Here is a 26,411-nt window from a genome sequence, read left to right on the forward strand (position 1 = left end):
CCCTCGAGCGTTCAGAGGGGTCAGTTTTCCGGCGCCGTCAGGGGGTCAGCCTTCACGAGTCGGCGACAGTCCCCGTCCTGCGCGGTGGTTTCCAGGGCATCGGCCGCGGCGCGGCTCAGCCGGGCCCGGACCGGCGGCAGCAGCGCGTCGAGCACCACGTCCCGGGTCAGCGCATGACGGAACTCGAACGCGGTACCGGCGCGGGTCAACAATTGGGTGCGGTACCCGGCCTGTAGCGCGGCCAGCACCGCGTCCTCGCCCAGCCCGGTGATCGCGCCCAGCAGCGCGTCATCGAATCGGCGGCCCAGGATCGCCGCGACCCCGAGGACCTCGCGGGCGTCGGCGTCCAACGTCGCGAGGCGATCCGACACGGTGTCCGCGAAGCGCACCGGCAGGTACGGGTCGGGCGGCTGCACCATCCGCCATGTGCCCGCGTCGTCCTGGCACAACGCGCCCGAGCGGGCCGCCGCACCGAGGAGATCCTCGACGAGCAGCGGCAGCCCCTCGGCCCTCTCCAGCAGCTCGTCCACCCCTGCGGGCAGGGCGCCGGCGCCGGCGCCGGCGCCGAGGGCATCGAACGTGTCGAGCTCAAGGCACGCTCGGGCCAGGGCCAGCACCTCGTGGGGGGCCAGGGTGGCCAGACCCAGGTGCACCGCCGAGCGGCGGGCGGCCAACCGCCCGATCAGCGCCGCCGCGGACGGCGGTTCCGGTCGTACTGTGGCCAGTACGGCGATCGGCTGACCGGCCAGGTTGTCACCGAGGTACTCGACCACGGCGAGCGTCTCGGGGTCGGCCCAGTGCAGGTCCTCGAGCACCAAAAGCACCGCGTCCCCCATCCGGGCGAGCAGGCGCAGCATGGCTTCGGCCACCTCGACCAGCGACGGTTCGCTGCGCACCGCCCCCCACCGCGGGACCACCCGGGCCAGCGCCCCCACCGAGGGCAGCTCAGCCGGCAGCCCACCGGCCCGCTCCAGCCCCAGCAGCGCCTCCGCGATCGCCCGGAACGGGACCGACGGTCCTGAGGATGCCCGCCCACAGGCCACCGTCAGGCCGCGCCCGGTGGCCGAGCGCACCGCAGCCCGGGCCAGACAGCTCTTACCAACCCCCGCCTCGCCCTCCAGCGCCAACAACCCGCCCCGGCCGGCGGCCGCGGCATCGAGCAGGAAACCAATTGCGGCCAACTCAGTGGTCCGCCCCACGACCCGGTCAGCCAGCATCTGCCGACCAGCGAGATCGTTCACCGCGCCGCGACTGTGGCCAGGTACTCCTCGACCACCCCGCCAGTTCCTGCGGCTGTCGACCCGACGGCGGTCTCACGCCGTCGCCGGACACGCCCCACGGGTCCATCAGGGCGCTGACGGGGTGCGCGAACTCCCGCCAGGCGGAGCGCTGCTCGCCCAGCACCGCCCGCCCCGCCGTTGTCAGCTCGTAGCTGCGCTGCCGCCGGCCGCCCACCATCGACCAGCCGCTGGCGATGGACGCGTCGCCGCTGGCGTCCCAGTGCAGCGGGGTCTCGGCGTGATCAGATCCGGTGACCGGTGCGTTGGGGTCGGCGCCGGCATCGATGAGCAGGCCCACGACGGCCGAGTCGCGCGGGAAGTAGCCGGGCCAGTCGGTCGCGATGTGCAGCGGGGTCCGGGTGCTGCCGTTGCGGCCCTGGATGTGGACCAACGCCCGCCCGGGATCCTCGGCGGGCAGGCGCTGCAGCGCCGTGGAGTCGCCGGCCCGGATGGCCTGCCCGAGCGCCACGGCGACCGGATCGTCGGCGGGAAGTATTGCCATGGGGTGTGCTCCTGTCCCGGGCTCGTCGACCCCGATTGTTGTCCCTTCGGGGTTCGTCACGGAGCTGTTGCTGGGATCGGAGCTGAAGTCCGTTGCGCGCGGCAGGGCGGGCGACCATCATCGCGACGTCGCCCACCCGGGGCCGGACGGAGAGCGTCGATGACCGAGCACGTCACCCAGCAGGTGATCGACGCGTTCACTGCGAACGACCTGGATGCGCTGGCCGCGCTGATGGACCCCGGGCTTAGCTGGCATGCGGTCGATGCCCGCGCCGCCTGCCACGATCGCGGCGAGGTCCTTGATCTGATGCGTCGGCAGGTCGCCGCCGGGGTTCGGGCCGAGGTGGTCGAGTCCCGAGTGGCCGGGTCGTGTGTGCTGGTCGGGCTCGCGGTCAGCGCCCCGGAGGGTGTCCTTACCGACGACGTGCCGCGCGATCAACCCGCCTACAAGGTGATCACTACCGGGGACGGGCGGGTCTCACACATCCAGGACTGAGTCGACCGCTCCCACGCAGCCGGGCTCGCCGGCGTGACCTGACCGGTCGAGGTGCCGGGTTACCGGGTCGTGTGTTCCGGCGCCATCGGGGTGGTGGCCGTCGAGTCCTCGGCCGGGCAGCAGTCCTCGGGGGTCGGAGGTGCATCGGTGGGGGTGTGTCGGGTCCGGATCACCGCGGCGGCGGCGATGATCACGAGGGCGGCGGCGGTGAGCGTGACGGCGAGTTGGTGCTCGGTGATGGCGGTGGCCACCCGCCCGGCGAGCCCGGCCAGTCCGGCGTCGCCGAGCCGCGGTGTGCCGAGCAGCTGAGGCAGCCAGTAGACGAGCAGGTAGGCCCCGGACACGGCGAGCAGCGCGCCGGCGATCCGCCCGGCGTAGCGGGCGACCCGCTGCAGCGCGGCGGCCAGGGTGTGCCCGGCGAACGAGGCCAACACCGCGAGGGTGATCAGCAGCAGCGCGGAGCCGGCGGCGTAGGCCGCGAACACCGCGACGGCCCCGACCAGGGTGGTGGCCGCGGCCTGGGTGACCACGGCGAGCAGCACCCGCGAGGGTGCAGGACGCCGACGCGACGGCGTAGCCGGCGCCGAAGACCACGATCCGCCCGACCCCGCCCGCGACCGCGGTGTGGCCGGGCTGTCGGCCGGGCAGCGTGACGGGCAGGTGCCGACCGGCGAGCAACGCCAACCCGGCCAGCACGAGGATCGCGCCGATGCCGGCGGCGATCCAGGGGACCACGGTGATCAGGGACCGGATCCCGGCGGTGAGCCCGATCCCGATCACGAGGAAGGTGGCGGTGAACCCGACGGTGAGGGCAAGCCCGGCCCGTAGGCCGCCGGCCAGCCGGGCCGCGACACCGCGGCGCTGCGCGTTGTCGGGGTGGCCAAGGGTGGCGGTGAGCATCGCGGGGAGCAGCCCGAACCCGCACGGGTTGACCGGGGCGAGCAGCCCGGCGCCGAAGGCCAGGGCCAGCAGCCCGGTCACTGCGCCGTCAGCTTCGTCAGTTCGGTCTGGACCTGCTCGCGGGTGGGTTCGACCGCGCGCCAGGTCGGTGCGCCGGAGGGGTTGAGCACGATCACGGTGGTCAGCTGGGTGACCCCGAGCGCGGTGATCAGCCGGGTGTCGTGGTCGAAGCTGTAGCCCAGGCCGGTGGCGTGGTTGGTGGTGAGGAACCCGCGGACGTCGCTGTCGGTCTCGCCGGGGGTGATGTCGACGCCGACGACGTTGGCCGCGCCCGGGTTCTGCTGCTGGATCTGGGCCACGCGGTCGAGGTCGGGCCACAGCCGCCGCAGTTCACGCCGAAGAACAGCAGCACGCTGGGTTTGCCGCCGGGCACCGCGACCGGCTGCCCGGACATCGTGGCGGCGGTGAACGACACAGGACCACCGGCCGAGCCGGCGCCGGCGGCACCGTCGGCGCTGCTGGCCGGGGTGAGGGCGGTGTAGAGGACCGCGGCCACGGCCAGCACCACGACGAGGGCGCCGGCCAGCCACAGGGTCCGGCGCCGGGTCGAGCGCCGGGTCGCCGCGGTGGGCTTGTCGGTGGAGGTGGGGGGCATCTCAACGCTCCTGGTGCGAGATCGGGGATCGGTCGGTGTCGACGGACTGAGCAGGATGCTCGGGTGGGCAGGCCGCGGGCCTCAGCGAGGAGGTCGCGCGCGGCCGCAGCCGCCACCCGAGCGCGGCGAGCGTGAGCAGGCCGGCGGCGCCGAGCAGCCACGGGTTGAGCAGCCAGGCACCGATCACGCCCGCGGTGGCGGTGAGGGTGGCCACGCCGAGCAGCGCAGGCCCGGCGCAGCACAGCACCGGCACCAGCAGCAGCGCGGCGGTGCCCAGCGCGGAACGCGTGTCGCTGCGCTGGGGGTTCGGACGGAACATCGGGTGGGGCTCCCGTCAGCCGGTCGGGTCGGCGGAGGGGATGCGCATGCAGGCGGCCAGCGCGGCTGCGTTGTCCGCGGCCAGTGAACGGGCCAGCACCACCAGATCGGCCACCCGCGGGTCCGCGACCCGGTAGTAGGCGAACCGGCCGGCGCGGCGCACCGAGACGTAGCCGCAGTCCGACAGGCACCCCAGATGGGTGGAGACCCGGCCCTGGGACAGCCCGATGTGCTCGACGCACTCGGTGACGGTGTGCTCGTCGTCGAGCAGGAACTCCAGCAGCCGCAACCGGGCCGGGTCGCCCAGCGCGCGGAAGAACTTGGCCACCATCTCCACCCCTCCCGCCTCGACCGGCAACAACGCCACCCCGCCCTGATGCGGCGCGGCCGACTGGTCGGTCTTTGCTCGGTTCGTCATCGCCTACCGCCCTTCCCGTCCGGGACCTGTCACATCCGGATCCCCGGATACTAGGGTAGACATTGTGGCATCCGCGTGAGCGGATACCTCGCTGTATCGGGTTCGTAAGAGGAAGGGCGGCGCGATGGGCAGCGACAACGACGGCGGTACCGGCGGCGGCGTCGAGTTCGACCTGGTGATCGTGGGGTCGGGCGGGGCCGGGTTCGCCGCCGCGATCGCCGCCAGCACCTCGGGTGCGCGGCTGGTGATGGTCGAGCAGGGCACCACCGGAGGGACGTGCGTGAATACCGGGTGTGTGCCGTCCAAGGCGCTGCTCGCCGCCGCCGGCGCCCGCCACGCCGCCATCCAGGCCTTCCCGGGCGTCGCGACCAGCGCCGGCCCGGTCGACATGGCCGCGCTGATCGCGGGCAAAACCGCACTGGTTCAGGGGTTGCGGGCGGAGAAGTACACCGACCTGGCCACCGCGTACGGCTGGCCGATCCTGCACGGCACCGCCCGCTTCGCCGCCACCGACAACGGGGGCACCGACGACGGCCCGGTGCTGGAGGTGGACCTCGACGCCGGCGGACGTCGCCGGATCGAGGCCGCGCACTACCTGATCGCCACCGGCTCCGCCCCGCACACCCCCGACCTCGACGGCCTTGAGGAGGTCGACTACCTGACCTCGACCACGGCGATGGAGCAGACCGAGCTGCCCGAATCGCTGGTGGTGATCGGTGCGGGCTATGTGGGGTTGGAGCAGGCGCAGCTGTTCGCGCACCTCGGCGCCCGGGTCACCCTGGTGGGCCGGTTCGCCCCGCACGCCGAGCCCGAGCTCGCCGACATCCTGGCGGGGGTGTTCACCGACGACGGCATCACCGTCGTCCGGGAGCGCGCTCTGGCCGTCATCGACGAGGACGGCGGTGTCGTGGTCACCACCACGACAGGGCGGGAGGTGCGGGGGCAGCGGCTGCTGCTGGCCGCCGGGCGGCGCCCGGTCACCACGGGCCTGGGGCTGGACGCGGTCGGGGTGAAGACCGGCGACCGTGGCGAGGTCGTCGTCGACGAGCAGCTGCGCACCACGAACCCGCGGATCTGGGCGGGCGGGGACGTCACCGGGCACCCGCAGTACGTCTACGTCGCCGCCGCGCACGGCACCCTGGTCGCCGACAACGCCCTGCACGGCGCCGACCGCACGCTGGACTACACAGGCCTGCCCGCGGTCACCTTCACCACCCCCGCGCTGGCCTCGGCCGGGATAACCGAGTCCGCCGCCGTCGAGGCCGGGCTGGACTGCGAGTGCCGGGTCCTGCCGCTCTCCGCGGTCCCGCGGGCGCTGGCCAACCGCGACACCCGCGGCGCGATCAAACTCGTCGCCGAGACCGGCACCGGGCGGTTGCTCGGCGCGCACGTGCTGGCCGAGGGCGCCGGGGACGTCATCGCCGCCGCGGTCTACGCCCTGGCCAACCAGATGACCGTGGCACAGATGGCCAGCCTGTGGTGCCCGTACCTGACCATGGCCGAAGGGCTCAAACTCGCCGCCCAAACCTTCACCACCGACGTATCCAAGCTGTCCTGCTGCGCCGGCTGACCCCGGCCTGGCCAGCACCGATCCGCACACCCCCGGAAGGGATCTCGCGACGATGAGCACGGATGTCGACCAGCTCGCCACCCAACTGTCCGGATCGCTGGGCGGCCGTGCGGCGGCGCTGCCGTGGCTGTGGCCGGCGCTGCTGCGCGCGCTGGCCCGCGCCGCCCCGGTCACCCTCGACGAACTCGCCGCCGCGACCGGCCACAACCTGGCCGAGGTCAGGGCCGGGCTGGGCGCGCTGACCGACACCGAGTACGACGCGTACGGCCGGGTGGTCGGGCACGGCATCACGGTGAACCCGACCCCGCACTCCTTCGAGGTCGACGGGCACCGGCTCTACACGTGGTGCGCACTGGACACGCTGATCTTCCCCGCCGTCCTCGACCGGGCGGCGCGGGTCAGCTCGCCGTGCCACGCCACCGGCACGCCGATCCACCTCGACGTCGACCCGCAACGGGTGGCGAGCATCGAGCCGGCCGCCGCGGTGGTCTCGATCCTCACCCCGGACGGGGTCACCTCGGTGCGCTCCGCGTTCTGCAACCAGGTCCACTTCTTCGCCTCCGCCACGGCCGCGGAGCCGTGGCTGCGCGAGCACCCTGACGCCTCGGTGCTGCCGGTGCGCGAGGCGTTCGACCTCGGCCGCCGGCTCACCGCCACCCTGCTCGTCGGCGTCGGCACGTCCTACTGCTGAACCCACTCATCCACTGCCAGGAGGTCCCGGTGCCCACACCGATCGCCCTACCCGCCCTGCGAACGCTGCTCGATCAGGGCGCCCAGTTGGTCGAGGTGCTGCCCGCGCAGGAGTACGACGAGATGCACCTGCCCGGTGCGGTGAGCATCCCGCTCAAGACCCTCGACGCCGCCACGACGGCCGGGCTCGACCGGGTGCGGCCGGTGATCGTGTACTGCTGGGACGGCCTTTGAGATATGAGCCCACGAGCCGCGTGCCGGCTCGCAGCGCTCGGCTTCACCCACGTCTTCGACTACGTGCCCGGGAAGGTCGACTGGCTGGCCCACAACCTGCCCGTCGAGGGCACAGCCGCCGGCGCGCCGACGATCGGCGCCCGGCTCCGCGACGACGTCGCGACCGCGTCCCTCGATGAACCGGTGGCCGCGGTCCGGGCCCGGGTCACGGCGAGCCGATACGGCTTCGCGCTGGTCCTGGCCGCCGACCAGGTCACGCTGCTCGGGCGGCTGCGGCCCTCGGTCCTCGCCAGCGCCGATCTCGACCGCCCGGCCGGTGAGGTGATGGAACCCGGGCCTTCCACCCTGCGCCCCCACGAACCGGTCCGGGAGATCGGGCAGCGGCTGGCGGAGCGCCATCTCACCTACGCCGTCGTCACCGACCCGGAAGGGCACCTGTTGGGTACCGTCCACCCCAGCGACCTGCACTGACGGCCGAGGCCCACCCGCGTGGAGGTGTCCCATGATGAGCGCCCAAGCCCAGCACGAACCGGCGTCTGTCCCGGCCTGCTGGTGTTGCGGGCGGCCCTACCCCGAGACCGAGTTGACCCGCCTCGGGCAACACCCCGAGATCGGGGTCTGCCTGGGCTGCGCGGTGTTCCTCAAACGCCGCGCCACCGCCCACCGCGACACCGGAAACTCCAGCCCGGCGAGCCGGGCCCGCGGCCTGATCGGCACGGTGCGCGAGGCCGTGATCAGCCGCGGCTGGCACGAACACGGCCCGCTCGCAGCCCTGCTGCGCCGCATCGACCGGTACCTCCCATAGACCTGGGCCAGTCGCGGTTCTGCTCGGGCGGTGCCGCATCGTGGCGGTGTGATGACGCCGCGGGTGCGACAGTTCAGTTCGCGCGCACCGTGCACGTGATCGCCTCGGTCGGACGGCTCTGCGCGGTCGTGGGTTTCCTCGCGCTCGCCATCTTGGCCTGACCGAGGTAGACGTGGGCGCCGTGGGCCGGCCCATCTCGCAATGGATCTGACCGGCCCGAATGTCCTGGTCCGTTCAGCATCGCGTCCCCGTCGTGCTCGTATGCCGCGGCGGCGCTTACCCGGTCGGTGTTCTACTGCACACGAACTCCACCGCCGCGAATCGGCTTCGAGATCGCCTCGACAACCTGGTCGTCGAGCTCGTCGAAGATCGCGGTGACCTTGCAGCGGTGCGTGGCGTGGTTCTCCCAGCGCCATACGGACGCGATGTGTCGTGCCGGGATGGCTGACCGAACCACGGTCCTGATGGAGCACGTGCGCGCAACGAAGCTGCCCCGGATCGGTCCCGCGAACGCCGGCTACCAGGAGACCCGGCTCGGCTTTGACGTCCGTGCGCCGCACCGGCCGGTCGCGACCGTGCCCGTCGGCCACACCTCGGACGTCGCGGGCGCGCGGAAGGCCTCGCATCGTTGCTGTCGTCATCGTCAGCTGTGCGCGTGCTGGTCTTCGACGGCTTGTTTGAGAGTGTCGAGGTAGCCGACCCATTTCTTGTGTAGCTGGCGCGGGAGCAGCGATTCCATGAGTCGGAACATCCCGGAGGTGACGGCGTCGACGTGGATGTCGACGCGGGTTCCTGTCGCGGTGGGGGTGAACTCGAGGCGTTGGGTGGGGCGTACCCCGGGCCGGTCAGGTTCTCCAGCACCACCTGGTGGTCGGGCGCCCAGTCGCGCACGATAATGCCGAACTCCTTCCTTCCGAGAAACGCCACGATCTCGGAGAAGGTGGATCCGGTCGAGAAAGGAAGCTGCGCGCGCCGCGGACCTCAAGGACCTCAGGTCGCCAGCGCGGGATGTTGTGCGGGTCGGCGGTGTAGGCGAAGACCTCGGCGACGGGCCGGTCGATGGTGATGCTGTGGTCGAAGCTGAACATCAGATGACTCCGGTGGGAGACGGGGCTGGGGTGGGAGTCGGCCGTGCCGGGGCGACCCACCTGGGTCGCCCCGGCGGGGTCGGGCGGCTCAGTGTGCCTGGGCCGAGGCGGGGAGCTGGCGTTCGCCGGCCTGGGTGATGATCTGACGGGCCGGGTAGACGTGCGGGGTGGGCGCGATTCCGGCCTTTGCGCTGGCCGGGCCGAGGATTTCGCCGAACGCGGCGAAGGCTTCCTCGGAGTCCCACACGTCCCGGACGCCGAAGCCGGTGTCGGTGCGATAGCACACGTGGTAGAGCCGCGCCGGTTGGTGCAGCGCGGCGTCACCGGCGGCCTCCATCCTGCGTTCCGCGTAATTCGGCTCGTCTAGAGATCCTGGTTGGATGAAGCCCGAGGTCATCGCTGTGCAGGTCGCCACTGAGCCGAGAAGTGCCTAGAGAAACGTCTAATATAGTCCGAGCTGCTAGAGAGCCGTTTAATGGTGTAGCGTCTAGAGCCATGTTCGTGAAGACGACGGTGCGGAAGACGAAGAACGGCCCGGTCCACTACCTGCACCTGGCGCACAGCGAGTGGGACCCGGTCGCCGGCCGGTCGGTCCCGAAGATCCTCTACGGGTTCGGCCGCGCCGACCAACTCGACCGCGACGCGGTCAAGAGGCTGGTCGGGTCGCTGTCTCGGCTGCTCGACCCGGCCGACGCGCTGGCCGCCACCATCGGCTCAACCCCGGAGTTGGCGTTCTGCGAGTCCCGCTCGTTCGGGGGCACGTTCACCCTCGACGCGCTGTGGCACCGCCTGGGTATCGACACCGTGCTGCACGGCCTGCGCGCCGCGCCGCGCCGCGGCCGACCCCGCGATGTCGAGACCACCGAGCGGGTGCTGTTCGGGCTGGTCGCCAACCGGGCACTCGCGCCGTCGTCGAAGCTGGCCGCGGCGGACTGGATCAACCACGACGTGCACATCGACGGGTTGCCCGCCACCTCCGACGACGCCTGCTACCGGGCGATGGACTGGCTCCACGACGTCCGCGACAAGCTCGAGGCCGGAGTGTTCGCCCAGGTCGCGAACCTGCTCAACCTCGAAGTCGACCTGCTGTTCTTCGACACCACCTCCACCTACTTCGAACTCGAAAACCCCGACGAGCCCGTGACCCGCGACGAACACGGCCACCCCCGACCCACCGACGACACCGCCACCGACGACACCGCCACCGACGACACCGCGGCCAAGGACGGCGCGGCCACCGACGGCGGAGACGACCACGTCGGGTTCCGGACCTACGGCAAGTCGAAGGACTCCCGCAATGACCTTCCCCAGATGTCCGCGTACGACCTCACCTGCTCAGCGGCGTACGGCTTGACGTGCCGAGGTCCCGGCGTGTCGTGACCGTGTTGAACTGAGTGTTGATCACCCTTCGGGGCGAGTCGGCCGAGCGTGCCGGCGACCTGAGGGGTGGTCCGCACGTCATGATCCTGAATCCGGAGGAATGGATGGATCTGCGCCGTTTCCGAGCCCTGCATGATGCGGGCGTAAGTATCTCGGCGATCGCCCGGGAGACCGGGCATCACTGGCGGACCGTGAAGAAATATCTCGCCGAGGAGAAGATGACACCGCCGGTGGCTCCGCCGCGACGAGGCACCCAGCCTCGAGTAATGGACGCGTTCGCCGAGGTGGTGGACTCGTGGCTGCGGAAAGACATCACGTTGAAGGGTTCGGTGATTCATGAACGACTCGTCGACCAGTACGGGTTCACCGGCCACTATCAGCGGGTGAAAATGTATCTGACCGAGGCTCGACCACGGGTCCGCGCCGAGCTGGGCATCGATGCGGATGCGTTGGCCGATCTGCACCGACGTTTCGAAGTGACCCCGGGCGCCCAAGCCCAGGTCGACTGGGGCGACGAAGGCGACGTGCTCGCCCATGTTGGGATCGAGAGAGTGTACTCGTTCCACATGGTGTTGTCCTATTCGCGGGATCCGTTCTGCTGTTACACCACCTCGATGGACCTCGAGGTGTTCTGGGACTGCCACCGGCGCGGGTTCGCACATTTCGGTGGGGTGCCGGCCTCGATTGTGTATGACCGGACCAAGACGGTGGTGCGGCGGCACGTCGCACCCGGTAAAGCGGTTCCGCTGCACCCGGAAGCGGTCGCGTTCGCCGGGCACTACGACTTCGATATCGATGTGCTGGCCGCCTATCGGCCGACCGGGAAGGGTCGGGTCGAGCGTCAGGTCGACATCGTGCGCGATCACGTGCTGGCCGGGCGGAGCTTTGACCGTCTTGACGAGCTTGATCACGCGTTCGGGGCCTGGTCGGTTCTGCGGCGCCGCCAGGTGCACCGCACCCACGGGGAGGTGATCGGGGTCCGCGCCCAACGTGACCACGCCGTGCTGCGGGCGCTGCCCGAGACTCCGTATCTGGTGGCCGATCGGCATCTGCGTCGGGTCGGGAAGGACTGCCTGGTGTCGTTCGCTGCCAGTCTGTACTCGACCCCGGCTCGTCGGGTCCGACCTGGTCAGACCGTGGAAGTGCGCGTCACGCCGGCGACCGTGGCGATCCACACCCTCGCCGCCGAGCCGGACGGGTCGTCGCTGCTGGCGGTGCACGCCCGCGCCGCGCGCCGGGGCAGCTGGGTCGTGGACCAGCGGCACTGGGACGGGTTGCCCGATGGCACCGGACGGGCCACCACCGACCGGGTCAGCGACCCACTGCCGATCCGAACAGCGGAGCCCGAGCCGAACCCGCTCGCCGGGCTGCTGACCCGCTCAGCGGCCGCTCAAGTCCCGGTGGGGCGGCGTTCGCTGACCGCCTACGACGACGCCGCCGGGCTCACTACACGCCGCGGCGACCACCCTGATGACAATCGGAACGGAACAGCTTCATGACGGAACTGACCACCGCCCGCATCAAATCTCACGCCACCAAACTAGGGTTGCCGCACCTGGCGGCCAGTCTCGAGCAGCTGGTCAAACGCGCCGATGTCGAACAGCTGGGATACCTCGATTTCCTCGACCTCATCGTCGAGGAGGAACTCGGGATCCGCGAAGGACGACGTTTCCGGCAAGCCCTGAGGTTGTCGAAGCTGCCCCACCACAAGACCCTCGATGAGTTCGAGTTCGCTTTCCAGCCCGACCTCGACACCCGTAAGGTTCGCGATCTGGCCAGTCTGTCGTTCATCGAGACGAAGAGCAATGTTGCCCTACTGGGTCCCCCGGGAGTCGGAAAGACACATCTCGCGGTCGCGTTGGCGGTGTCGGCCTGCCGGGCCGGCTACTCGGTCTACTTCACCAGTCTCGACGACATGGTTCGACAGCTGCGCGCCGCCGAGGAACTCGGCCGGCTCAACCGCAAGATGCGCACCTACACGCGCCCGGCAATTCTTGTCGTCGACGAAGTGGGGTATCTTCCGCTTGACCGGTCTGACGCCAACCTCGTCTTTCAGATGATCTCCAAAAGATACGAGACGGGGCCGATCATCCTGACCTCGAACAAGAGCTTCAGCGAATGGGGCCAGGTCTTCTGTGACGATGTCCTCGCCACGGCGATTCTCGATCGCGTACTTCATCATTGTGAAGTGCTCTCGATCAACGGTCCGAGCTATCGGTTGAAACACCGACTCACCGCGATCGAAGGAGGTAGCACCACCGTGGCATGATCGGCCCGCCAGCCTCGGCACGTCAGGTCGTACCGGCCTCGGCACATGAGGTCGTACGCGGACACCAGATCGTGATCGGGATGGCCGTGACCCGCGACGGGATCCCGGTGCGGGTGTGGTGCTGGCCAGGCAACACAGGCGACTCCGCGCTGATCCGCCAGGTCAAGGACGACATGCGGGACTGGACCCTGTCGAAGATCGTGTGGGTCGCCGACCGCGGGTTCTCCTCCGAACGTAACCGCCGCTACCTGCGACAAGGCGATCACGCCTACATCATCGGCGAGAAGCTGCGCTCCGACAGCCCGGAGATCAAGGCGGCCCTGTCGCGCCAAGGCCGCTACACCACCATCGCGGCGAACATGCGGGTCAAGGAGGTGAAGGTGTCCGAGACCGAGCGGTTCGTGATCTGCCACAACCCCGACGGGGCCGAGCGCGACGCGCACATCCGTACCCAACTCATCGCTCAACTCCAGGAGCTCATCGACGGCTCGGACACGCTGAGCGTCATGAAACGCGGCGAGCTGCGCGGGAAGATCTCGACCAAGCCCGGTCTGCACCGGTTCCTACGGGTCACTCCCGGTGGGTTGCTGCGCATCGACAAGGCGAAGATCAAGGCCGAGGCGAACCTGGACGGGAAGTACCTGCTGCGCTGCTCAGACCCGCACCTGAGCGCCGCCGACATCGCCGTGGGCTACAAGCAGCTGCTGGAAGTCGAACGCGGCTGGCGCGATATGAAGCAGATCCTCGACCTGCGCCCGGTCTGTCACCGCCTCGAAGAACGCATCCGCGCCCACGTCGTGTTGTGCTGGCTCGCGCTGCTGCTCATCCGCATCATCGAGACCACCACCGGCGATACCTGGCACAACATCCGCCGCGATCTCCAGCGCCTCCACGTCGGCACCTTCACCGGCCCCACCGGCCTGTTCCGCCAGCGCAGCGACCTGTCCAAGCCCCAACAGGACCTGTTCGCCAAGCTCGCGATCCCCACCCCCAAGCAGATGATCGAACTCGCCCCCACAAGCCGCTGACCAGCCCCAACACCACCACCTAGAGACACGCCCCTCCGGCGTGTCTCTACGCGTATCCCCAGGTCAAGCCCTAGATCATGGCCTCTAGGCCACCTGAATTACGCGGAACGCAGGTCCATCGCGGAGTCGTATTGGGCCAGGGTGCTGCCGGGTGGGAGTTCGAACAGAACGGCGATCGAGTCCGCACCGGCGATCGTCCCGCTGAACCGGTCACCCGTGGCGTCCGTCCAGACACCGTGCCCTTGACCACGAGTCGGAACACTGTTGGGGCGCGCCGATGGGTGGCGTCAGGGCGGGTCGACCTCGCCCGGGCCGAGGTGATGGACTACGACCGGCTTGACTCCGCTCCCCGGTTCCCGTGTCGGTTCCGATAGCAGGGCAGGAGCCGCGTCTGCGGAATCATCGTCTGTCGTCGCCGAGCTCGGCGGTGATGAGCGCTCCGATGTCGGAGGCGTGTGGCTCGCGCATCAGCGAGCTGTGCTCGGCCGCGATCTCGACGATCTTGTGTGGTCCGGTGAGCAGTGGCGTCCAGGCGTGGGCGCCGTCGGGGTTGTCGTCGCCGAGTATCAGCAGGACGGGTGTGGTCAGCGGTCGTAGGGCATACCGGCGGGCGACGAGCCCGGAGTTGTCGAAGAAGGCGTCGAACTGGTGCTGCCCGGGGAACGCGATGATGCCGGCCAGCCGGGCCCGCACGCGCTCGCCGAGCTGGTCGAGCTCCGGCAGCCCGTCGGGGAGCACGGCCTGCACCCGGCGGTGGACCGCGGTACCGACCGTCCCCAGGCTGCGGCGCCACAGCGACGGGGCCCCCGCGGCGGCGGGTATGTCGTCCGGGATCGGGGGCAGTGGTGCCAGGACGGCGCCGGCGCTGCTTGTGGGGTGGTAGGTGTCGAGCAGTGTGAGGTGGCGGACCGTCTCGCCGGCCTGTTCGAGCCACCGCGCGGTCTCGAGCGCGACCAGCCCTCCGAAGGAGTGCCCGACCAGGATGTAGGGGCCGTGGGGTTGGATGACCCGGATCAGCTGCAGCGCGCGGTGGGCGGCGGCCTCGACGGTCCGGTCGGGCCGGGCTCGCTGCTCGAGCCCGTGGGCCTGGAATCCGTACACCGGGCGGTCGCCGAGGTGGCGCGCGATCGGCACGAACGTGAGCGCGAGCGATCCGCCGCCGGCGAAGCAGAACGCCGGCGTGCCGGCACCTCCGGTGCGCAGCGAGACGATGTCGGGGTGGCTGGGCAGCGAGGCCGAGCCGAGCGTGACGCGCCGGGTGAACCGGCGCAGTGTCGGTGCCTCGACGAGGTCGGCGGAGGTCAGCGCGATCCCGAGCCGTTCGGCGACGAGCCGGCGCATCTCCTGCGCGGTGAGCGAGTCACCGCCCAGCTCCATGAAGTCGTCGTCGAGGCCCACCGAGTCCAGGCCCAGCACCTCACCCCACAGGTCCGACAGCACGATCTCCCACTGCGTCGTGGGCGGCTCGCTCAGGGTGGGCGGCGCGGCGGGGGGCAGCGCCTGGCGGTCGACTCGTCCGCGCTCGTTGCGCGGCAGCTCCGCCATCGCCACGATGACCGAGGGCACCATGTACTCGGGCAGCCGCTGGCGCAGCCGCCTGCGGATCATGGCCGGTTCCTCGGCGCGGAAACGCTTGTCCGCGGCGACGTAGGCCACCAGGTAGCTCGCGGCGGGCGGCCGCACGACGGCGATCACCGCGGCCTCGGCGACCGCGTCGGAGTCCACGATGGCGGCCTCCACCTCGCTGGGATCGGTGAGATAGCCGCGGATCTTCACCGCGGCGTCGGTCCGGCCGGCGAAGCTCAGCACCCCGTCCTGCACCCGGGCCATGTCCCCGGGCCGGCACAACCGCCGCCCGTCGGCGTCGCGGCCGAACTTGGTGGCCTCCGCGGTGGGGTTGCGCCAGTACCCGGCCGACATGTAGTCCGAGACCACCACCAGCTCACCGGTCTCACCGGCCGCGACCGGCGCCCCGTCGTCGGCGAGGATCCGCACCTCCTTGTTGCTCGCGATGCGCCCCGCCGGGATCGGACCGTCCTGTTCCGGGGCGCCCCACCCGATCTCGTGGAAGGAGATGTTGCCGACCTCCGAGGACCCCGACCAGTTGACGTAGGACGCGCCTCGACGCAGGTGCGGGCGCAGCGCCTCGTAGTCGCGTCCGTAGACCGCTTCCCCGCAGGTGGTCACCAGCCGCACCGTGTCCAGCACGTGACCCGACGGCAGCGCCGCCACCAGCGCCCGCAGCAGGTGCGGCGTGCAGCCCAGCACGGTCAGCCGCTCCTGCGCGAGGAGTGGCTCCAACCCCCGCACCCCGCGGTCACGGGGGTCGTAGGCCCAGATGCCGGCGCCGTGGAGCAGCGCCTTGAGCATCAGCATGAATCCGCCCGCGAACGACAGCGGCAGCACCTGCACGACCCGGTCGGCCACACCGATCCTCAGGTTCTCCGCGCCGTGGTGCGCGTCGTTGAGCGCGTGCCCGTGGGTCACCACCACGCCCTTCGGGACGCCCGTCGATCCCGACGTGAACACGATGCACAACGGATCATCCAGACCCGCCACCGCGACAGTGGCCACCCTGGCCCGGTCGGCCACCGCACCCGGCCCGTCCACGTCGGCGGCCAGCTCCTCGAACCGCAGCACCGTGGTGGCACCCAGAGCGGCCGCCAGGCCGGCGTGCTCGGCGTCGGTCACCACACACGTGCTGCCCGACAGTTCGACGATCCGCCGCAGCCGATCCACCGGTAGGTGCCGATCCAACGCCACCAGGATCCGACCCGCCTTCATCACCGACCACAACGCCAGCACGCCCTCCGCGCTGTGATCCAGCAACGTCAGCACCGGCGTGCCGTCGTCCGGCACCGTGGCCAGCAGCCGCGCCGCCACCACATCGGTGACCGCGTCGGCCCGCGCGAAGGAGTACCGCACACCCGCCGAGCTCACCGCCGGCCGATCACCCAACGTCGCGGCCACCTGCCGCCACCGGTGCACCACCGACGTCACGTCACCCGGCACGGTGAGCGGCAGTAGGCGCGAGGTGGTCGTGGGGGTCGTCATGCTCGCTTCTCCCTGATCGGCTGCCGGGTAGCGGGCATCGCGGGGACGACGTAGGGCGCGACGCTCATCAGCTTCTCGCACGTCTCCTCATACTCGCGCTCAGACCGAGACGCCCCGACGATGCCCGCACCCGCCCGCAGCCATGCGCGTCCGTCGCGCTGGTAGATGGCCCGCAACACCAGCGCCGCGTCCAACGCGCCGTCGGTGTCGAGCATGAACACGGTGCCGGCGTAGAGGCCGCGCGGACCGTCCTCCAGCTCACTGATCAGGTCGTAGGCGGGGCGTTTCGGGATCCCCGAGGCCGTGACGGCCGGGAACACGGCGCCGAGCGCATCCCAGACCGTCTTCTCCGCCAGCAGGTCGCCCATGACGCGGGAGCCCAAATGCTGCACGCTCCCGCGCTGCTTGACCGCCAGGAACTCGGTGATCCGCACCGACCCCGCGGTGGCGATCTCGGTGACCTCTTCGACGGCGAGCTTCACCGACGTCGCGTGCTCGAAGATCTCCTTGGGGTCCGACACCAGCTCGGCGCGCAGCTTCGCGTCCAGCGCCTCGTCGCCGGTGAAGGCGCGCGTGCCCGCGAGTGGCTGCGTGGACACAGAGCCGTCCGCACCCACTTCCACGAGGCTCTCCGGGCTGAACCCGGCCGCGATCCATCCGCCCAGATCCAGCAGGAACGAGCGGGTCGGCGTGTTGTGGGAGCGGCCCAGCTCGTAAGTCGCAGGGATGTCGACGGGGAACTCGACGACCACCGAGCGCGACAGGATCACCTTCTGCAGCCGGCCGGTGGCGATGTCGCTGATCGCCTCGTCGACGCGGCCTCGGTAGCGGCCGCAGTCGGTGCGCACGTCCACCGGCGATGGCACGGGGTCAGCGAGTGTGTCGGGCGCCGCGAGCACGCAGGCCACCGCTTCCAGGAGCTCGGGGTCCACCGAGCGCACCACCGCCCGCCCCGCGCAGAGCTCGACCTCAAGACCCGCGACGATCATGTGGGCGAGAGTCTCATCCCGTCCGGCGGGAGCCGTTCCGGTGCCGATCTGCGCGGCCAGGTCGAAGCAGGCGAACCCGTAGACCCGCGCACCGTCGAAACGGACCCGGTCGATCGCCGCCGAGACCTCGGGCCACGGGGTGCCTGTCCAGTCCTCGTTCGTGCGCGACCCGTCGGCGGCCCGGGTCGAGCGCACCTGCCGGCCGTCCACGACGACCTCGCCCTCGGCCCGACCGGCAAGGTGGTAGCGGCCGCCCCGTTCGTACATCACGTACCGCCCGAGCAGACCCGATGAGACCAACCTGCGCACCGCCCGCACCGGCTCCACGACGATATCCAACGTGGCCACGTGGTAGCGGCTCACGACACCTCCGTGGGGTCAGAATGGCCTGTCGATGTCCACCCGGGCCGGCCCGCTCATGGGCCGGCGGCCGGGAATGGGTTACGGAGTCTCCAACGACCGACCACCCGGTGAGGGTGTGCGCGATCCCGACGCTTGGCGCAGCCAGGCGGCATAGCGTGAACACGCGATCAACCCGTGACCACCGCGCCCGACCAGCTCGCCACACCGGGGAGACCGGTGTCGAGTGCTCCGGTCCGATCCGAACCGCAGCAGCCAACGGAGGTGCTGATACACCCGGGGGTATGTTGGCTTTGATGGAGGTGGCGACGTGAAGATGACTCCCGCTCTGGTGGGTGATGCGTTGGTGCGGTTGCGCCGGGCCAACGGGCAGCTGTCCGGTGTGATCCGGGCGATCGAGGAGGGTGGGGACTGCGCTGAGGTGTTGACCCAGCTCGCGGCGGTGTCGCGGGCGTTGGACCGGGCCGGGTTCAAGATCGTGGCGAGTGGAATGCGGCACTGCCAGGCCGCGCGGGATCGGGGCGAGGAGCCGCCGATGACCGAGGCCGCGCTGGAGAAGCTGTTCCTCTCCCTCGCCTGAACGTTCTCCCGAATAGGCCGTGTATGTCACGTCAACCACGGCGGACATGTGTTTGTCAGATACCCCACCGGGTACCTGAAGGTTGAGGAGGTCAGTTGTGACGCAGGTTGATGAGGTTGATGTGGAGCAGTTCGCGTCCTCGCGCCGCGAGGACGTGGCGGTGCTGGATGTCCGCTCGGCGCAGGAATTCGCGGCCGGGCATGTGCCCGGTGCGGTGAACGTGGCGTTGGAGCAGATCGTCGCGGACCCGGGCCACTACGCCGGCCAGGAGCTGTATGTGATCTGGCAGTCCGGTGGTCACAGCGCGAAAGCGGCGGAGGCGCTGACGTCGGCGGGCGCGCGGGCGGTGTCGGTGGCCGGCGGAACGGCCGGCTGGATCGAGTCCGGCCGCCTGGTGGACTCCGGCACTCCCTGACCGGGGACCGCACGAGCCCGGAGCTGAAGGGGTACCGGACCGAGGACGGAAGGAACCTGTTGTGATTGATGTCGAAGTGATCGAAACCTCCTCGCTGGGGGACCGCAGCTACCTGGCCACCGACGGGGAGGTGGCGGTGGTGATCGACCCGCAACGCGATGTGGACCGGGTGCTGGCGCTGGCCGGGCGGTTGGGGGTGCGGATCTCGCACGTGGCGGAGACCCACGTGCACAACGACTACGTCTCCGGTGGCCTGGAACTGGCCCGCCTGACCGGCGCGGTCTACCTCACCTGCGCCGACGACGAGCTGGCGTTCGACAGCACCGGCGTCACCGGCGGCGATGTGGTCGAGGTCTCGCCGCGGCTGCGGCTGCGCGTGCTGGCTACTCCCGGGCATACCTTCCACCACCTGGCTTTCGTCCTGGAGGGCGCGGACGGGCCGATGGGGGTGTTCACCGGCGGGTCGCTGCTCTACGGCACGACCGGACGCACCGACCTGCTCGGCGACGAGCACGCCGAACCCCTGGCCCGCGCCCAGCACGCCTCGGCGCACGCGATGGCCGACCTGCTGCCCGAGGGGGCGCAGGTGTGGCCGACGCACGGGTTCGGCAGCTTCTGCAGCGCCAGCCCGGCCTCGGGCGACGACTCGACACTGGGCCAAGAACGGGAGGTCAACCCGGTCCTGCGGCTCGCCCGGGACGAGTTCGTCCGCGAGACGCTGTCCGGGTTGGGCGCCTACCCCGCCTACTACGCCCACATGGGCGCGCTCAACACTGCCGGCCCGGACCCGGTGGATCTGCGCGCCGCGGTCCTGGCCGATCCGGCCGAGCTGGCCCGGCGGGCGGCGGCTGGGGAGTGGGTGGTGGATCTGCGTTCCCGCAAGGCCTACCTCGACTCGCACCTGGGCGGAACGATCAGCCTCGGCCTGGACGGGCCGATGGCGACCTGGCTGGGCTGGATGGCCCCCTACGGCGCCCCGATCACCCTGCTCGGCGAGGACCCCGCCCAGGTCACCGCGGCGCAGCGGGAACTGGTCCGGATTGGTATCGACCGGGTCGCGGCCGCCGCGACCGGCACTCCGCGCGAGCTGGCCGCGGACCCCGCGCAGCTCACCAGCCTGCCCAGCGCGAGTTTCTCCGCGCTGGCCGCCGAACTCACCGGGCGGCGGGACGGCGATCTGCCCCCGGCGCAGGTGGTGCTCGACGTCCGGCTCGACACCGAGTGGAAGGCCTCCCACCTCGAGGGTGCGGTGCACGTCGCGTTGCCGGAGCTGCCCGGGCGGCTCGACGACGTGCCATCCGGGGCGGTGTGGGTGCACTGCGGCAGCGGCTACCGCGCCACCGCGGCCGCGTCGCTGCTGGCCCGGGCCGGGCGCACCGTGGTGGTCGTCGACGACGATTTCGGTAACGCCGCTGATGCCGGGATCCCTATGACCACCCCGTGACCAGACACCCGACCGGACCTCGGACCGATCAGCGGCACGGCGGCCGAGGGAGCGGGTCATGATGATCCTCGCCGGCGTGTTCGGTCTGATCATCGGCTCCGCCCTCGGGCTGCTCGGCGCGGGCGGATCCATCCTCGCCGTCCCGGCGCTGATCTACGGCGTCGGCCAATCGGTGCCCGCGGCGCTGTTCGGGTCGCTGTTGGTGGTCGCGATCTCCGCGGCGGGCGGGCTGGTGGCGCGGCTGCGCACCGGGACGATCCGCTGGCCGGTCGCGCTGGTGTTCGCCGCCGCCGGTGTGCCCACCGCGTTCGCGGGGACCGCGTTGGGGAAGCTGCTGCCCACCCAGTGGCTGCTGCTGGCGTTTACGGTGCTGATGGCGGTGGTCGCCGTCCGCATGCTGCGCGGCAAACCCGACGACACCGGCGGGGTGTGTCGCACCGGTGGGGGTGGGATCAACTGGCGCAGCTGCCTGCCCAAGGCGCTCGCCGCGGGTGCCGGGGTGGGGTTGCTGACCGGGTTGTTCGGGGTCGGGGGCGGGTTCATCATCGTGCCCGCCCTGACTCTGCTGCTCGGGCTGACCCCCGCCGAGGCCATCGCCACCTCGCTGGCCATCGTCACCCTCACCTCGTTGTCCGGGCTGGCCGCGCACGCCGCCGCCGCCGCGAGCGTGGACTACGGCGTGATCGTGGTGTTCGCCGCCGCCGCCCTGCTGGCGTCCCTGGCCGCGGGGCGGGTGGCGAACCGGCTGCCGGCCGCGGCGCTGCGCCGCGGGTTCGCCGTGGTGATCCTGGCCGTCGCCGCCGGGGTCGCCGCCGCCGCGCTGTTCGCCCCCGCCGCCCTGCACACCAGCTGAACCCATCCGCCCCACACCCGACATCGACACGGAAACAACAACGGGAACGACAACGGAATCGGGAGCACGACTGACGGACTACAGCATGACGTTCACCCTGGAGCTGCCCTACGAGAAGGCCGTCGCCGCCGTGCGGCAGGCCATGGCCGGGCAGGGGTTCGGGATCCTCACCGAGATCGACGCCCAGGCCAGGGCCAGGAGCTCGCGGGGCACCGCGTCGAGCTCGCGGACGTTGGACCACTTGAACGCGCGCAGCCAGGACCCGATGGTCGTCGGCGCGCGAATCTGGTCGAACAGCTCGCTGGTCGCGCCGGCCTGCAGCGGCGCGGTGTCGGCGACCGAGTCACCGCCCAGCAGCATCGACCCGACCACCGTCAACGCCTTCGTCCCGCCGTTGGCGCCGTGCGCGGCCAGCCGCACGCGTTGTTCGATCAGCTCGGCGAGTCCGATCTTCTGGGCCAGCACTGCCGCGGGCAACAGCCCTGCGCCCGACACGAGATTGGGCTCGTTGCAGCTCACGGACACGGTGCTGAGGTTGTGGGAAGCTCGCATCTTCCAGGTAACTTCCGGGCCGGGGAACGATTGGCGTTGAGAACCACATCGTCCCTGCTCAGAGGGCACTTGGCCTTTGAGACGCGCCGCGTCAACCCCACTTCAGCGGTGCAGGTCAAACCCCAGATTCCGTGTCCAGCGCCAACATCAGCTGCGGAACCCGGGGGTCAGCGACCTGGTCGCTGAGCGAGTCGAGAACACGAAGGGCCGGATCACCGCCAAACGCCTGCGCCCGGCCGCCCGGGCGGCGGGCTATCAGGGGTCCGCGCGCAACTTCACCATGACATCCCGGCGGACAGCGCACAGGTTAAAGATCAAGCTAAGCAGGAACGAACGACACGGTCAGCTGGACGGGCGCGGCCGGCGCCCCCGCGCCCCGCACCAACAGACCGTGGTCGGGACCCGCATAGAGCACCGTGACGAGCCCGGTGATGCGGAACCGGCGCACGCCCGCGACCGGAGCCGAGGCCACGTCCGGGCCCACCGACGCGGGCTCGGCGGCCGTGGTGGCCGACCAGGCCGCGGTCGGTCGGCGCACCGTCAGCGTCGCACCGGCGGCATCGGGGCCCGGGTCCAGCCGCAGCGTCGCCGTGGCCACCCGGCAACCGGCCGGGAGGGCCGGGAGCGCGAAGCGGAGCAGCAGCCCGGTCGTGTCCGGCACGACCCGTGTCGTTGACGCCGCGACGGTGACCGCGGGGCAGGCCGGGGTGGGCGGCGTCGTGACGGGCATAGTCGTGGTGGACGCCGCCGTGACGGGCGGACTCGTGGTGGGCGGGGTCGTCCCCGGGAGTGTCGTGGTGGGCTGCGGTGTTGTGGTGGGCGGCGGCGTGACCGGCGGCGTCGCCGGTCCGCCTTCCGACGTGGCGGTGGTCGGGGGGGCCGGTGGCTTCTCGGCGGGCTGCGCCGGGCTCGCAGGACGCGGCGGCGCTGCCGGCCCGAGGACGGGCGCGCCGGCCTGGGGCTCCGGGACTGAGGCACCGCGGGCTGCCGTCTGCGGCGGGCCACCCGGCCCGCCCTCGGCGGCGGCCAGCACCTGCGGCCCTGGCTCGGCCGCGGGCACCGGACCGTCCTGGTCGGGGACGGCGGTGGCTCCCGTCCGGTAGGCCTGCGCCCAGGCGAGCGCGGTGGCGCCGTAGGCGGCCGACCGGTTGTAGCGGAATAGCGCCGCGATCGCGCCCGCGGTGGTGCTCAGGTCGCCCCCGCCCGCGCAGAGGTAGCGGGCGGCACCCAGGGCCGCGTCGTCGACGTTGTTGGGATCGGCCACGCCGTCGGCATTCCCGTCGGCCCCGATAGACCGCCAAGTGGCGGGCAGGAACTGCATCGGGCCGGTGGCACGATCGAAGCGGACATCGCCGTCGAGAACGCCGCCGTCGGTGTCGGTGACCACCGTGCTGCCGGGGAGCGAACCGTCCAGGACCGGGCCCAGGATGCGGCCACGCGTGGTGCCGGCGGCGTCCACCCGGCCGCCCGCGGCGTGACCCGACTCGATGCGCCCGATCCCCGCCAGCAGGGCCCAGTCGAGCCGGCAGCCCGGATCGGCCGCCCCCATGAGGTCTGCAGCGTGCCGGTAGGCCGCAAGGACGCGGACGGGGATGCCACCTTCGAGCAGCACCTGCGCCGGCGAGAGGGCGGTCGCCTGCGCCGCCAGAGCCGCGGGCACTGGGGCCACGGTCAGCGTGACGACGGGCAGGGGCGTGCCGGCCCGCTGCAGCGCGCCCAGCTCCACCTGCACACGGGGCGGATCCGCCGGCGCGGTCGCCACCGTCTCGGATCGGCTCTGCGGGGTGGCCAGCACGACGGCCAGCACCACGGCGGTGACCACCGCCCCCCCACGCCGATCCTTGCCCACCGCGGTGACTCTGCCATCCCCGCTCCCCGGTGACGAGAGCCTGAAATGGGGGAGGGGTCAGCGGCTGGAGAACTCCTTCGCCGCCTGCACCGGGTCGAGGGCGGACCGACCGGCCGCAGGCGGACCAACTGTTGAGCACGGAAATATTGACCGCGGGTCGGAGAACCTTCTGTCCTCGGTTGGCACGGCCTGGTCGTCATGGGTGCATGAGCGCGGTGAGGGGCTGGAGCGGCATCCGTGTGCTGGCGGTGGCTCCGACGGCGAGCAGCGCGCCGCCGGACAAGATGGTTGCGCCGTGCAGGGAACTGCGGACGGCCGTATCGGAGAGGGTGGGGCCGGGCAGTGCCGGCAAGGGCGGGCCGGTGAGCGCGGTGGCGTACGGCGCGGCGCCGGCGTTGCCGATCCCGAAGACCCGTCCGCGGTCGGTAGCCAGCTGCGAGATCTGGCCCTCGTGGTCGTCGAGGTCGCGGGTGGACCAGCTCGTCCCGTCCCAGTGCATCGCGAACTGTCGCCGCGGCTGGTGTCCGCGCTCAGCGGAGGTCTGGTGGTGGCCGCCGGCCCAGACGTCATTGCTGGCCAGCGCTACGACATCACTGATGTGTACCGCGGTGTGCGGTGGGGTGGGCGCGGGGACATGCTGCCAGGTGTGGCCGTCGTAGTGCAGGGTGACCGCCCGGACGGGGTGTTGCATCACGGTCCCGACCGTCCACAGGTCGTCGGTCGCGATACCGCCGATGCCGGAGAGGCCCCAGTTGGTGGCCACAGTGGGCAGCGGCTGGTCGGTCCAGGCGTGGCCGTCCCAGTGCTGGCACGGTGCCGCGCCCGCGGTCGTGGTCGGGGTCGGCGGCGTATCCGGCGGCCCAGACGTCGTGGCCGCCGAACTGCGTGAGCCCGAACAGCTGGGCCTGCGGCGCAGGAACAGATCGCGATCGGTGTGACGGTGGCGGACAAGGGGCGGTCGTCCTACAACAACATCAACTTTTCGATCGTTCGGGATCTTCTTCCCCGGATGGAGGATGCGCCCGCCCCGGGGGGAGGCGCGGCCGGCCGGTTGTTCCTCGACCGTGTCCAGCGCGAGGTGTTCGACCCGGTCGGGGTGCACAGCGCGCGGTGCTCGGTACCGACGGACCCGATGCTGTTCTATGGCCGGCCTGGGGTCCTGACGCGGGGGAAGGTGCCGCCGGTCGGCCCGGCGGCCTGCGCGTCGGGGTGGGTGGTTCATTACCGTGGCGGACATGTTGCGTGTGCTGCGCGGGCTGGCGAGCGACGACATCCGGACCGCTGATCTGCGCGACCAGATAAACGAAACCTCGCGGTGTCTCGGGTGGGACCACTGCACGACCCCGGCTTCTCACCTCAAGGGTGGCGAGTTCGACACGGACGAGGTCCAGTTCCAGTTCCAGACGTTCTTCGGCACGGTTCGCGGGCGTTCCTGTCGTGATCGCCACCAACTCGCCGTCGGCCACGCTCGAGGTGGTTGTCGCCCACGCAGCGACCGGCGCCACCATCCTCTGACGTCGCGTGCCAGCGGCACCGAACTGACTCGACGCGATCTTCACGCCAGATTCAGCCGGCGGTTCCCCGGACAACCGGGGCAACCTTGGGCCAAGCTGATCGGCAACAGCACCATCCCGGCCAATGTCATTGTGGCCGCTCACTGGCCATGTTGGAAACTGATCGTCAGCGTCAGCTGTGACCGGCCCCGTGGCCGCAGCCGTCGACTGCGCCACCCGGGGAACCCGCGTCGGAGGTGTTGCTGGCCGGTCGCGTCGAGGGCCGCTGAAGGTATTTGAGCTGCGCCAGCTTGTCCCGCTTGGCCGTGCGTAGCGCGCGGCCCGACAGGCCAGAGGTCAGCTCGAATGCGGCCCGACGTCGCAGCCTGACCTCAGTGCGGGCCATCGGGATCACGATCAGGAGCACCAGGACCGCGAGCAGTAACCGGACGATTGTCATCGGGCACCTCCGTGGAGGTCACAGTACGAGCCGCGGCAGAGTCGACGCTGCCGCTGTTGGGGTGGCGGCGGACGCCGCACGGTCGCGTCGGGCCGCGGACGGGAAAGGACACCGGTTGCGACCGATCTTCGCCGGGACAGGTCAGAAGCCGACGAAGACGAGCTGCTCGATAACGTCGGGTGCGGACACGAGCAGCACGGCGCCGACCGTTGCCGGGACGGTGAGGAGCGCCGTTCGTGGAGCTTGATGGCGGCGGTCGTGCTGGGTCAGGCCGACGAGCAGCGCAAGTCCGAGGGCGGCGATCGCGGCGACGATGGGGATATCGTCGCGGTAGAAGTAGCCGCGATGCACGGCGTCACCCATCAGAAGCCCGGCCGCTGTCGCCGTGGCGGCGGCACCGGGCCAGCCGGGGTGGCTGATGCGGTGAAACGCCAGCCGAGCCCGAGACCGCGGCGATCGCGAGCACGATCCACAGTCCGATCTCGGTGTAGTTGAGCGGGTAGGGCTGGCCGGGATAGCGCAGCGCGTACATCACCTTCTTGCCCACGTAGAAGGCGATGACGGCACTCAGCAGCGCAACGGTGGCGTGCAGGATCGCCGGTCGCGGCGGCCGTCGGGCAGCGACGGCGATGACGACGATGAGCCAGAGAGCGAGGGTGCGGGAGATCGGGCGCTGCAGCGGGTCGTAGTAGCTGTAGGCGCCCACGGCACCGGACAGCAGTGAGCCTTT

General features: G+C 71.1%; 31 protein-coding genes and 1 pseudogene. 14 read left to right on the forward strand and 18 right to left on the reverse strand.

Annotation, left to right across the window (positions count from 1 at the left end):
* Positions 1-20: 20 nt before the first annotated feature.
* Complete coding sequence (locus ACFPFQ_RS24355) at positions 21-1,217, reverse strand: ATP-binding protein (RefSeq protein WP_379622663.1); 1,197 nt, start codon at positions 1,215-1,217, stop codon at positions 21-23.
* Positions 1,207-1,782, reverse strand: a complete 576-nt coding sequence (locus ACFPFQ_RS24360) for a hypothetical protein (protein WP_379622665.1) — start codon at positions 1,780-1,782, stop codon at positions 1,207-1,209. Before ACFPFQ_RS24360 ends, ACFPFQ_RS24355 begins: the two co-directional genes overlap by 11 nt.
* Positions 1,783-1,941: 159 nt before the next feature.
* Here ACFPFQ_RS24360 and ACFPFQ_RS24365 point away from each other — a divergent pair, with 159 nt between their 5' ends.
* Positions 1,942-2,277, forward strand: coding sequence for a nuclear transport factor 2 family protein (locus ACFPFQ_RS24365; RefSeq protein ID WP_379622667.1), 336 nt, complete (start codon positions 1,942-1,944; stop codon positions 2,275-2,277).
* A gap of 59 nt (positions 2,278-2,336) precedes the next feature.
* Here ACFPFQ_RS24365 and ACFPFQ_RS24370 read toward each other — a convergent pair whose 3' ends face one another.
* The 5 genes and pseudogenes from ACFPFQ_RS24370 to ACFPFQ_RS24390 form a co-directional block, all read right to left on the reverse strand.
* Positions 2,337-2,819 carry a hypothetical protein gene (locus tag ACFPFQ_RS24370; protein WP_379622767.1) on the reverse strand — a complete coding sequence of 161 codons (483 nt, stop codon included), beginning with the start codon at positions 2,817-2,819 and terminating at the stop codon, positions 2,337-2,339.
* Between the two features lie 187 nt (positions 2,820-3,006).
* Positions 3,007-3,177: pseudogene (locus tag ACFPFQ_RS24375) on the reverse strand (hypothetical protein); the annotation flags it as partial.
* 77 nt (positions 3,178-3,254) lie between these two features.
* Positions 3,255-3,536, reverse strand: a complete 282-nt coding sequence (locus tag ACFPFQ_RS24380; protein WP_379622669.1) for a hypothetical protein — start codon at positions 3,534-3,536, stop codon at positions 3,255-3,257.
* A 297-nt stretch (positions 3,537-3,833) separates the two neighbouring features.
* Complete coding sequence (locus ACFPFQ_RS24385) at positions 3,834-4,151, reverse strand: hypothetical protein (protein WP_379622671.1); 318 nt, start codon at positions 4,149-4,151, stop codon at positions 3,834-3,836.
* Positions 4,152-4,166: 15 nt separating this feature from the next.
* Complete coding sequence (locus tag ACFPFQ_RS24390; protein WP_379622673.1) at positions 4,167-4,568, reverse strand: ArsR/SmtB family transcription factor; 402 nt, start codon at positions 4,566-4,568, stop codon at positions 4,167-4,169.
* 124 nt (positions 4,569-4,692) lie between these two features.
* Between ACFPFQ_RS24390 and merA the strand changes: the two genes are divergently transcribed.
* The 5 genes from merA to ACFPFQ_RS24415 are packed head-to-tail and all read left to right on the forward strand — an operon-like array spanning position 4,693 to position 7,867.
* Positions 4,693-6,138 carry a mercury(II) reductase gene (gene merA / locus ACFPFQ_RS24395; protein WP_379622675.1) on the forward strand — a complete coding sequence of 482 codons (1,446 nt, stop codon included), beginning with the start codon at positions 4,693-4,695 and terminating at the stop codon, positions 6,136-6,138.
* A 52-nt stretch (positions 6,139-6,190) separates the two neighbouring features.
* Positions 6,191-6,829 (forward strand): organomercurial lyase MerB, encoded by a 639-nt coding sequence (merB, locus tag ACFPFQ_RS24400; RefSeq protein WP_379622677.1) that lies wholly within the window; start codon positions 6,191-6,193, stop codon positions 6,827-6,829.
* 29 nt (positions 6,830-6,858) lie between these two features.
* Positions 6,859-7,062, forward strand: coding sequence for a rhodanese-like domain-containing protein (locus tag ACFPFQ_RS24405; protein WP_379622679.1), 204 nt, complete (start codon positions 6,859-6,861; stop codon positions 7,060-7,062).
* A 3-nt stretch (positions 7,063-7,065) separates the two neighbouring features.
* Entirely contained in the window at positions 7,066-7,533 is a 468-nt protein-coding gene (locus ACFPFQ_RS24410; RefSeq protein ID WP_379622681.1) for a CBS domain-containing protein, read from the forward strand.
* Between the two features lie 34 nt (positions 7,534-7,567).
* Positions 7,568-7,867 carry a hypothetical protein gene (locus ACFPFQ_RS24415; protein ID WP_379622683.1) on the forward strand — a complete coding sequence of 100 codons (300 nt, stop codon included), beginning with the start codon at positions 7,568-7,570 and terminating at the stop codon, positions 7,865-7,867.
* A gap of 292 nt (positions 7,868-8,159) precedes the next feature.
* On the opposite strand, the gene ACFPFQ_RS24420 is transcribed toward ACFPFQ_RS24415, so the two are convergent.
* The 3 genes from ACFPFQ_RS24420 to ACFPFQ_RS24430 all read right to left on the reverse strand — a co-directional run bounded on the left by ACFPFQ_RS24420 (position 8,160) and on the right by ACFPFQ_RS24430 (position 9,292).
* Positions 8,160-8,324, reverse strand: a complete 165-nt coding sequence (locus tag ACFPFQ_RS24420) for a hypothetical protein (RefSeq protein WP_379622685.1) — start codon at positions 8,322-8,324, stop codon at positions 8,160-8,162.
* A gap of 388 nt (positions 8,325-8,712) precedes the next feature.
* On the reverse strand, positions 8,713-8,955 hold the full coding sequence (locus ACFPFQ_RS24425; RefSeq protein ID WP_379622687.1) for an SRPBCC family protein: 243 nt from the start codon (positions 8,953-8,955) through the stop codon (positions 8,713-8,715).
* A gap of 88 nt (positions 8,956-9,043) precedes the next feature.
* On the reverse strand, positions 9,044-9,292 hold the full coding sequence (locus tag ACFPFQ_RS24430) for a hypothetical protein (RefSeq protein ID WP_379622688.1): 249 nt from the start codon (positions 9,290-9,292) through the stop codon (positions 9,044-9,046).
* A gap of 158 nt (positions 9,293-9,450) precedes the next feature.
* Here ACFPFQ_RS24430 and ACFPFQ_RS24435 point away from each other — a divergent pair, with 158 nt between their 5' ends.
* From ACFPFQ_RS24435 to ACFPFQ_RS24450, 4 genes are all read left to right on the forward strand, one after another.
* The gene (locus ACFPFQ_RS24435; protein WP_379622690.1) at positions 9,451-10,335 is read left to right on the forward strand and encodes a hypothetical protein; all 885 of its coding nucleotides are present in this window, start codon (positions 9,451-9,453) and stop codon (positions 10,333-10,335) included.
* 14 nt (positions 10,336-10,349) lie between these two features.
* Positions 10,350-11,834, forward strand: coding sequence for an IS21 family transposase (istA, locus tag ACFPFQ_RS24440; RefSeq protein ID WP_379622692.1), 1,485 nt, complete (start codon positions 10,350-10,352; stop codon positions 11,832-11,834).
* Positions 11,831-12,604, forward strand: a complete 774-nt coding sequence (istB, locus tag ACFPFQ_RS24445) for an IS21-like element helper ATPase IstB (RefSeq protein ID WP_379622694.1) — start codon at positions 11,831-11,833, stop codon at positions 12,602-12,604. Before istA ends, istB begins: the two co-directional genes overlap by 4 nt.
* 80 nt (positions 12,605-12,684) lie before the next feature.
* Positions 12,685-13,632, forward strand: coding sequence for a transposase (locus tag ACFPFQ_RS24450; RefSeq protein ID WP_379622696.1), 948 nt, complete (start codon positions 12,685-12,687; stop codon positions 13,630-13,632).
* A 399-nt stretch (positions 13,633-14,031) separates the two neighbouring features.
* Here the strand turns inward: ACFPFQ_RS24450 and ACFPFQ_RS24455 are convergent, their stop codons facing one another.
* Positions 14,032-16,686 (reverse strand): alpha/beta fold hydrolase, encoded by a 2,655-nt coding sequence (locus ACFPFQ_RS24455; RefSeq protein ID WP_379622698.1) that lies wholly within the window; start codon positions 16,684-16,686, stop codon positions 14,032-14,034.
* Complete coding sequence (locus tag ACFPFQ_RS24460; protein WP_379622700.1) at positions 16,683-18,038, reverse strand: salicylate synthase; 1,356 nt, start codon at positions 18,036-18,038, stop codon at positions 16,683-16,685. Before ACFPFQ_RS24460 ends, ACFPFQ_RS24455 begins: the two co-directional genes overlap by 4 nt.
* A gap of 313 nt (positions 18,039-18,351) precedes the next feature.
* Between ACFPFQ_RS24460 and ACFPFQ_RS24465 the strand changes: the two genes are divergently transcribed.
* The 4 genes from ACFPFQ_RS24465 (at position 18,352) to ACFPFQ_RS24480 (ending at position 21,327) form a co-directional block, all read left to right on the forward strand.
* A complete protein-coding gene (locus ACFPFQ_RS24465) occupies positions 18,352-18,615 on the forward strand; it encodes a metal-sensitive transcriptional regulator (protein WP_379622759.1) in 264 nt (87 codons plus the stop codon).
* A 121-nt stretch (positions 18,616-18,736) separates the two neighbouring features.
* On the forward strand, positions 18,737-19,030 hold the full coding sequence (locus ACFPFQ_RS24470) for a rhodanese-like domain-containing protein (protein ID WP_379622702.1): 294 nt from the start codon (positions 18,737-18,739) through the stop codon (positions 19,028-19,030).
* 61 nt (positions 19,031-19,091) lie between these two features.
* Positions 19,092-20,474 carry an MBL fold metallo-hydrolase gene (locus ACFPFQ_RS24475; protein WP_379622704.1) on the forward strand — a complete coding sequence of 461 codons (1,383 nt, stop codon included), beginning with the start codon at positions 19,092-19,094 and terminating at the stop codon, positions 20,472-20,474.
* 61 nt (positions 20,475-20,535) lie between these two features.
* Positions 20,536-21,327, forward strand: a complete 792-nt coding sequence (locus tag ACFPFQ_RS24480) for a sulfite exporter TauE/SafE family protein (protein WP_379622761.1) — start codon at positions 20,536-20,538, stop codon at positions 21,325-21,327.
* A gap of 108 nt (positions 21,328-21,435) precedes the next feature.
* Here ACFPFQ_RS24480 and ACFPFQ_RS24485 read toward each other — a convergent pair whose 3' ends face one another.
* The 6 genes from ACFPFQ_RS24485 to ACFPFQ_RS24510 all read right to left on the reverse strand — a co-directional run bounded on the left by ACFPFQ_RS24485 (position 21,436) and on the right by ACFPFQ_RS24510 (position 26,387).
* Complete coding sequence (locus ACFPFQ_RS24485; RefSeq protein WP_379622705.1) at positions 21,436-21,852, reverse strand: hypothetical protein; 417 nt, start codon at positions 21,850-21,852, stop codon at positions 21,436-21,438.
* A 346-nt stretch (positions 21,853-22,198) separates the two neighbouring features.
* Entirely contained in the window at positions 22,199-23,728 is a 1,530-nt protein-coding gene (locus ACFPFQ_RS24490) for a lytic transglycosylase (RefSeq protein WP_379622707.1), read from the reverse strand.
* A 196-nt stretch (positions 23,729-23,924) separates the two neighbouring features.
* The gene (locus ACFPFQ_RS24495) at positions 23,925-24,491 is read right to left on the reverse strand and encodes a hypothetical protein (protein WP_379622709.1); all 567 of its coding nucleotides are present in this window, start codon (positions 24,489-24,491) and stop codon (positions 23,925-23,927) included.
* A gap of 923 nt (positions 24,492-25,414) precedes the next feature.
* Positions 25,415-25,681, reverse strand: coding sequence for a hypothetical protein (locus tag ACFPFQ_RS24500; protein WP_379622711.1), 267 nt, complete (start codon positions 25,679-25,681; stop codon positions 25,415-25,417).
* 141 nt (positions 25,682-25,822) lie between these two features.
* The gene (locus ACFPFQ_RS24505; RefSeq protein ID WP_379622713.1) at positions 25,823-26,044 is read right to left on the reverse strand and encodes a hypothetical protein; all 222 of its coding nucleotides are present in this window, start codon (positions 26,042-26,044) and stop codon (positions 25,823-25,825) included.
* Positions 26,037-26,387, reverse strand: coding sequence for a hypothetical protein (locus ACFPFQ_RS24510; protein WP_379622715.1), 351 nt, complete (start codon positions 26,385-26,387; stop codon positions 26,037-26,039). Before ACFPFQ_RS24510 ends, ACFPFQ_RS24505 begins: the two co-directional genes overlap by 8 nt.
* Positions 26,388-26,411: the final 24 nt, after the last annotated feature.

The organism is Pseudonocardia sp. GCM10023141 (assembly GCF_042653605.1).

Bases quoted from the DNA above. Each gene is read 5' to 3' on its own strand.
- ACFPFQ_RS24425 (WP_379622687.1), bottom strand. From the start codon at position 8,955: ATGTTCAGCTTCGACCACAGCATCACCATCGACCGGCCCGTCGCCGAG.
- ACFPFQ_RS24385 (WP_379622671.1), bottom strand. From the start codon at position 4,151: ATGTTCCGTCCGAACCCCCAGCGCAGCGACACGCGTTCCGCGCTGGGC.
- ACFPFQ_RS24505 (WP_379622713.1), bottom strand. From the start codon at position 26,044: ATGGGTGACGCCGTGCATCGCGGCTACTTCTACCGCGACGATATCCCC.
- ACFPFQ_RS24410 (WP_379622681.1), top strand. From the start codon at position 7,066: ATGAGCCCACGAGCCGCGTGCCGGCTCGCAGCGCTCGGCTTCACCCAC.
- ACFPFQ_RS24415 (WP_379622683.1), top strand. From the start codon at position 7,568: ATGAGCGCCCAAGCCCAGCACGAACCGGCGTCTGTCCCGGCCTGCTGG.
- merB (WP_379622677.1), top strand. From the start codon at position 6,191: ATGAGCACGGATGTCGACCAGCTCGCCACCCAACTGTCCGGATCGCTG.
- ACFPFQ_RS24465 (WP_379622759.1), top strand. From the start codon at position 18,352: ATGACTCCCGCTCTGGTGGGTGATGCGTTGGTGCGGTTGCGCCGGGCC.
- merA (WP_379622675.1), top strand. From the start codon at position 4,693: ATGGGCAGCGACAACGACGGCGGTACCGGCGGCGGCGTCGAGTTCGAC.
- ACFPFQ_RS24365 (WP_379622667.1), top strand. From the start codon at position 1,942: ATGACCGAGCACGTCACCCAGCAGGTGATCGACGCGTTCACTGCGAAC.
- ACFPFQ_RS24455 (WP_379622698.1), bottom strand. From the start codon at position 16,686: ATGACGACCCCCACGACCACCTCGCGCCTACTGCCGCTCACCGTGCCG.
- ACFPFQ_RS24450 (WP_379622696.1), top strand. From the start codon at position 12,685: ATGGCCGTGACCCGCGACGGGATCCCGGTGCGGGTGTGGTGCTGGCCA.
- ACFPFQ_RS24390 (WP_379622673.1), bottom strand. From the start codon at position 4,568: ATGACGAACCGAGCAAAGACCGACCAGTCGGCCGCGCCGCATCAGGGC.
- ACFPFQ_RS24430 (WP_379622688.1), bottom strand. From the start codon at position 9,292: ATGGAGGCCGCCGGTGACGCCGCGCTGCACCAACCGGCGCGGCTCTAC.
- ACFPFQ_RS24355 (WP_379622663.1), bottom strand. From the start codon at position 1,217: ATGCTGGCTGACCGGGTCGTGGGGCGGACCACTGAGTTGGCCGCAATT.
- ACFPFQ_RS24480 (WP_379622761.1), top strand. From the start codon at position 20,536: ATGATCCTCGCCGGCGTGTTCGGTCTGATCATCGGCTCCGCCCTCGGG.
- istB (WP_379622694.1), top strand. From the start codon at position 11,831: ATGACGGAACTGACCACCGCCCGCATCAAATCTCACGCCACCAAACTA.
- ACFPFQ_RS24435 (WP_379622690.1), top strand. From the start codon at position 9,451: ATGTTCGTGAAGACGACGGTGCGGAAGACGAAGAACGGCCCGGTCCAC.
- ACFPFQ_RS24500 (WP_379622711.1), bottom strand. From the start codon at position 25,681: ATGACAATCGTCCGGTTACTGCTCGCGGTCCTGGTGCTCCTGATCGTG.
- ACFPFQ_RS24360 (WP_379622665.1), bottom strand. From the start codon at position 1,782: ATGGCAATACTTCCCGCCGACGATCCGGTCGCCGTGGCGCTCGGGCAG.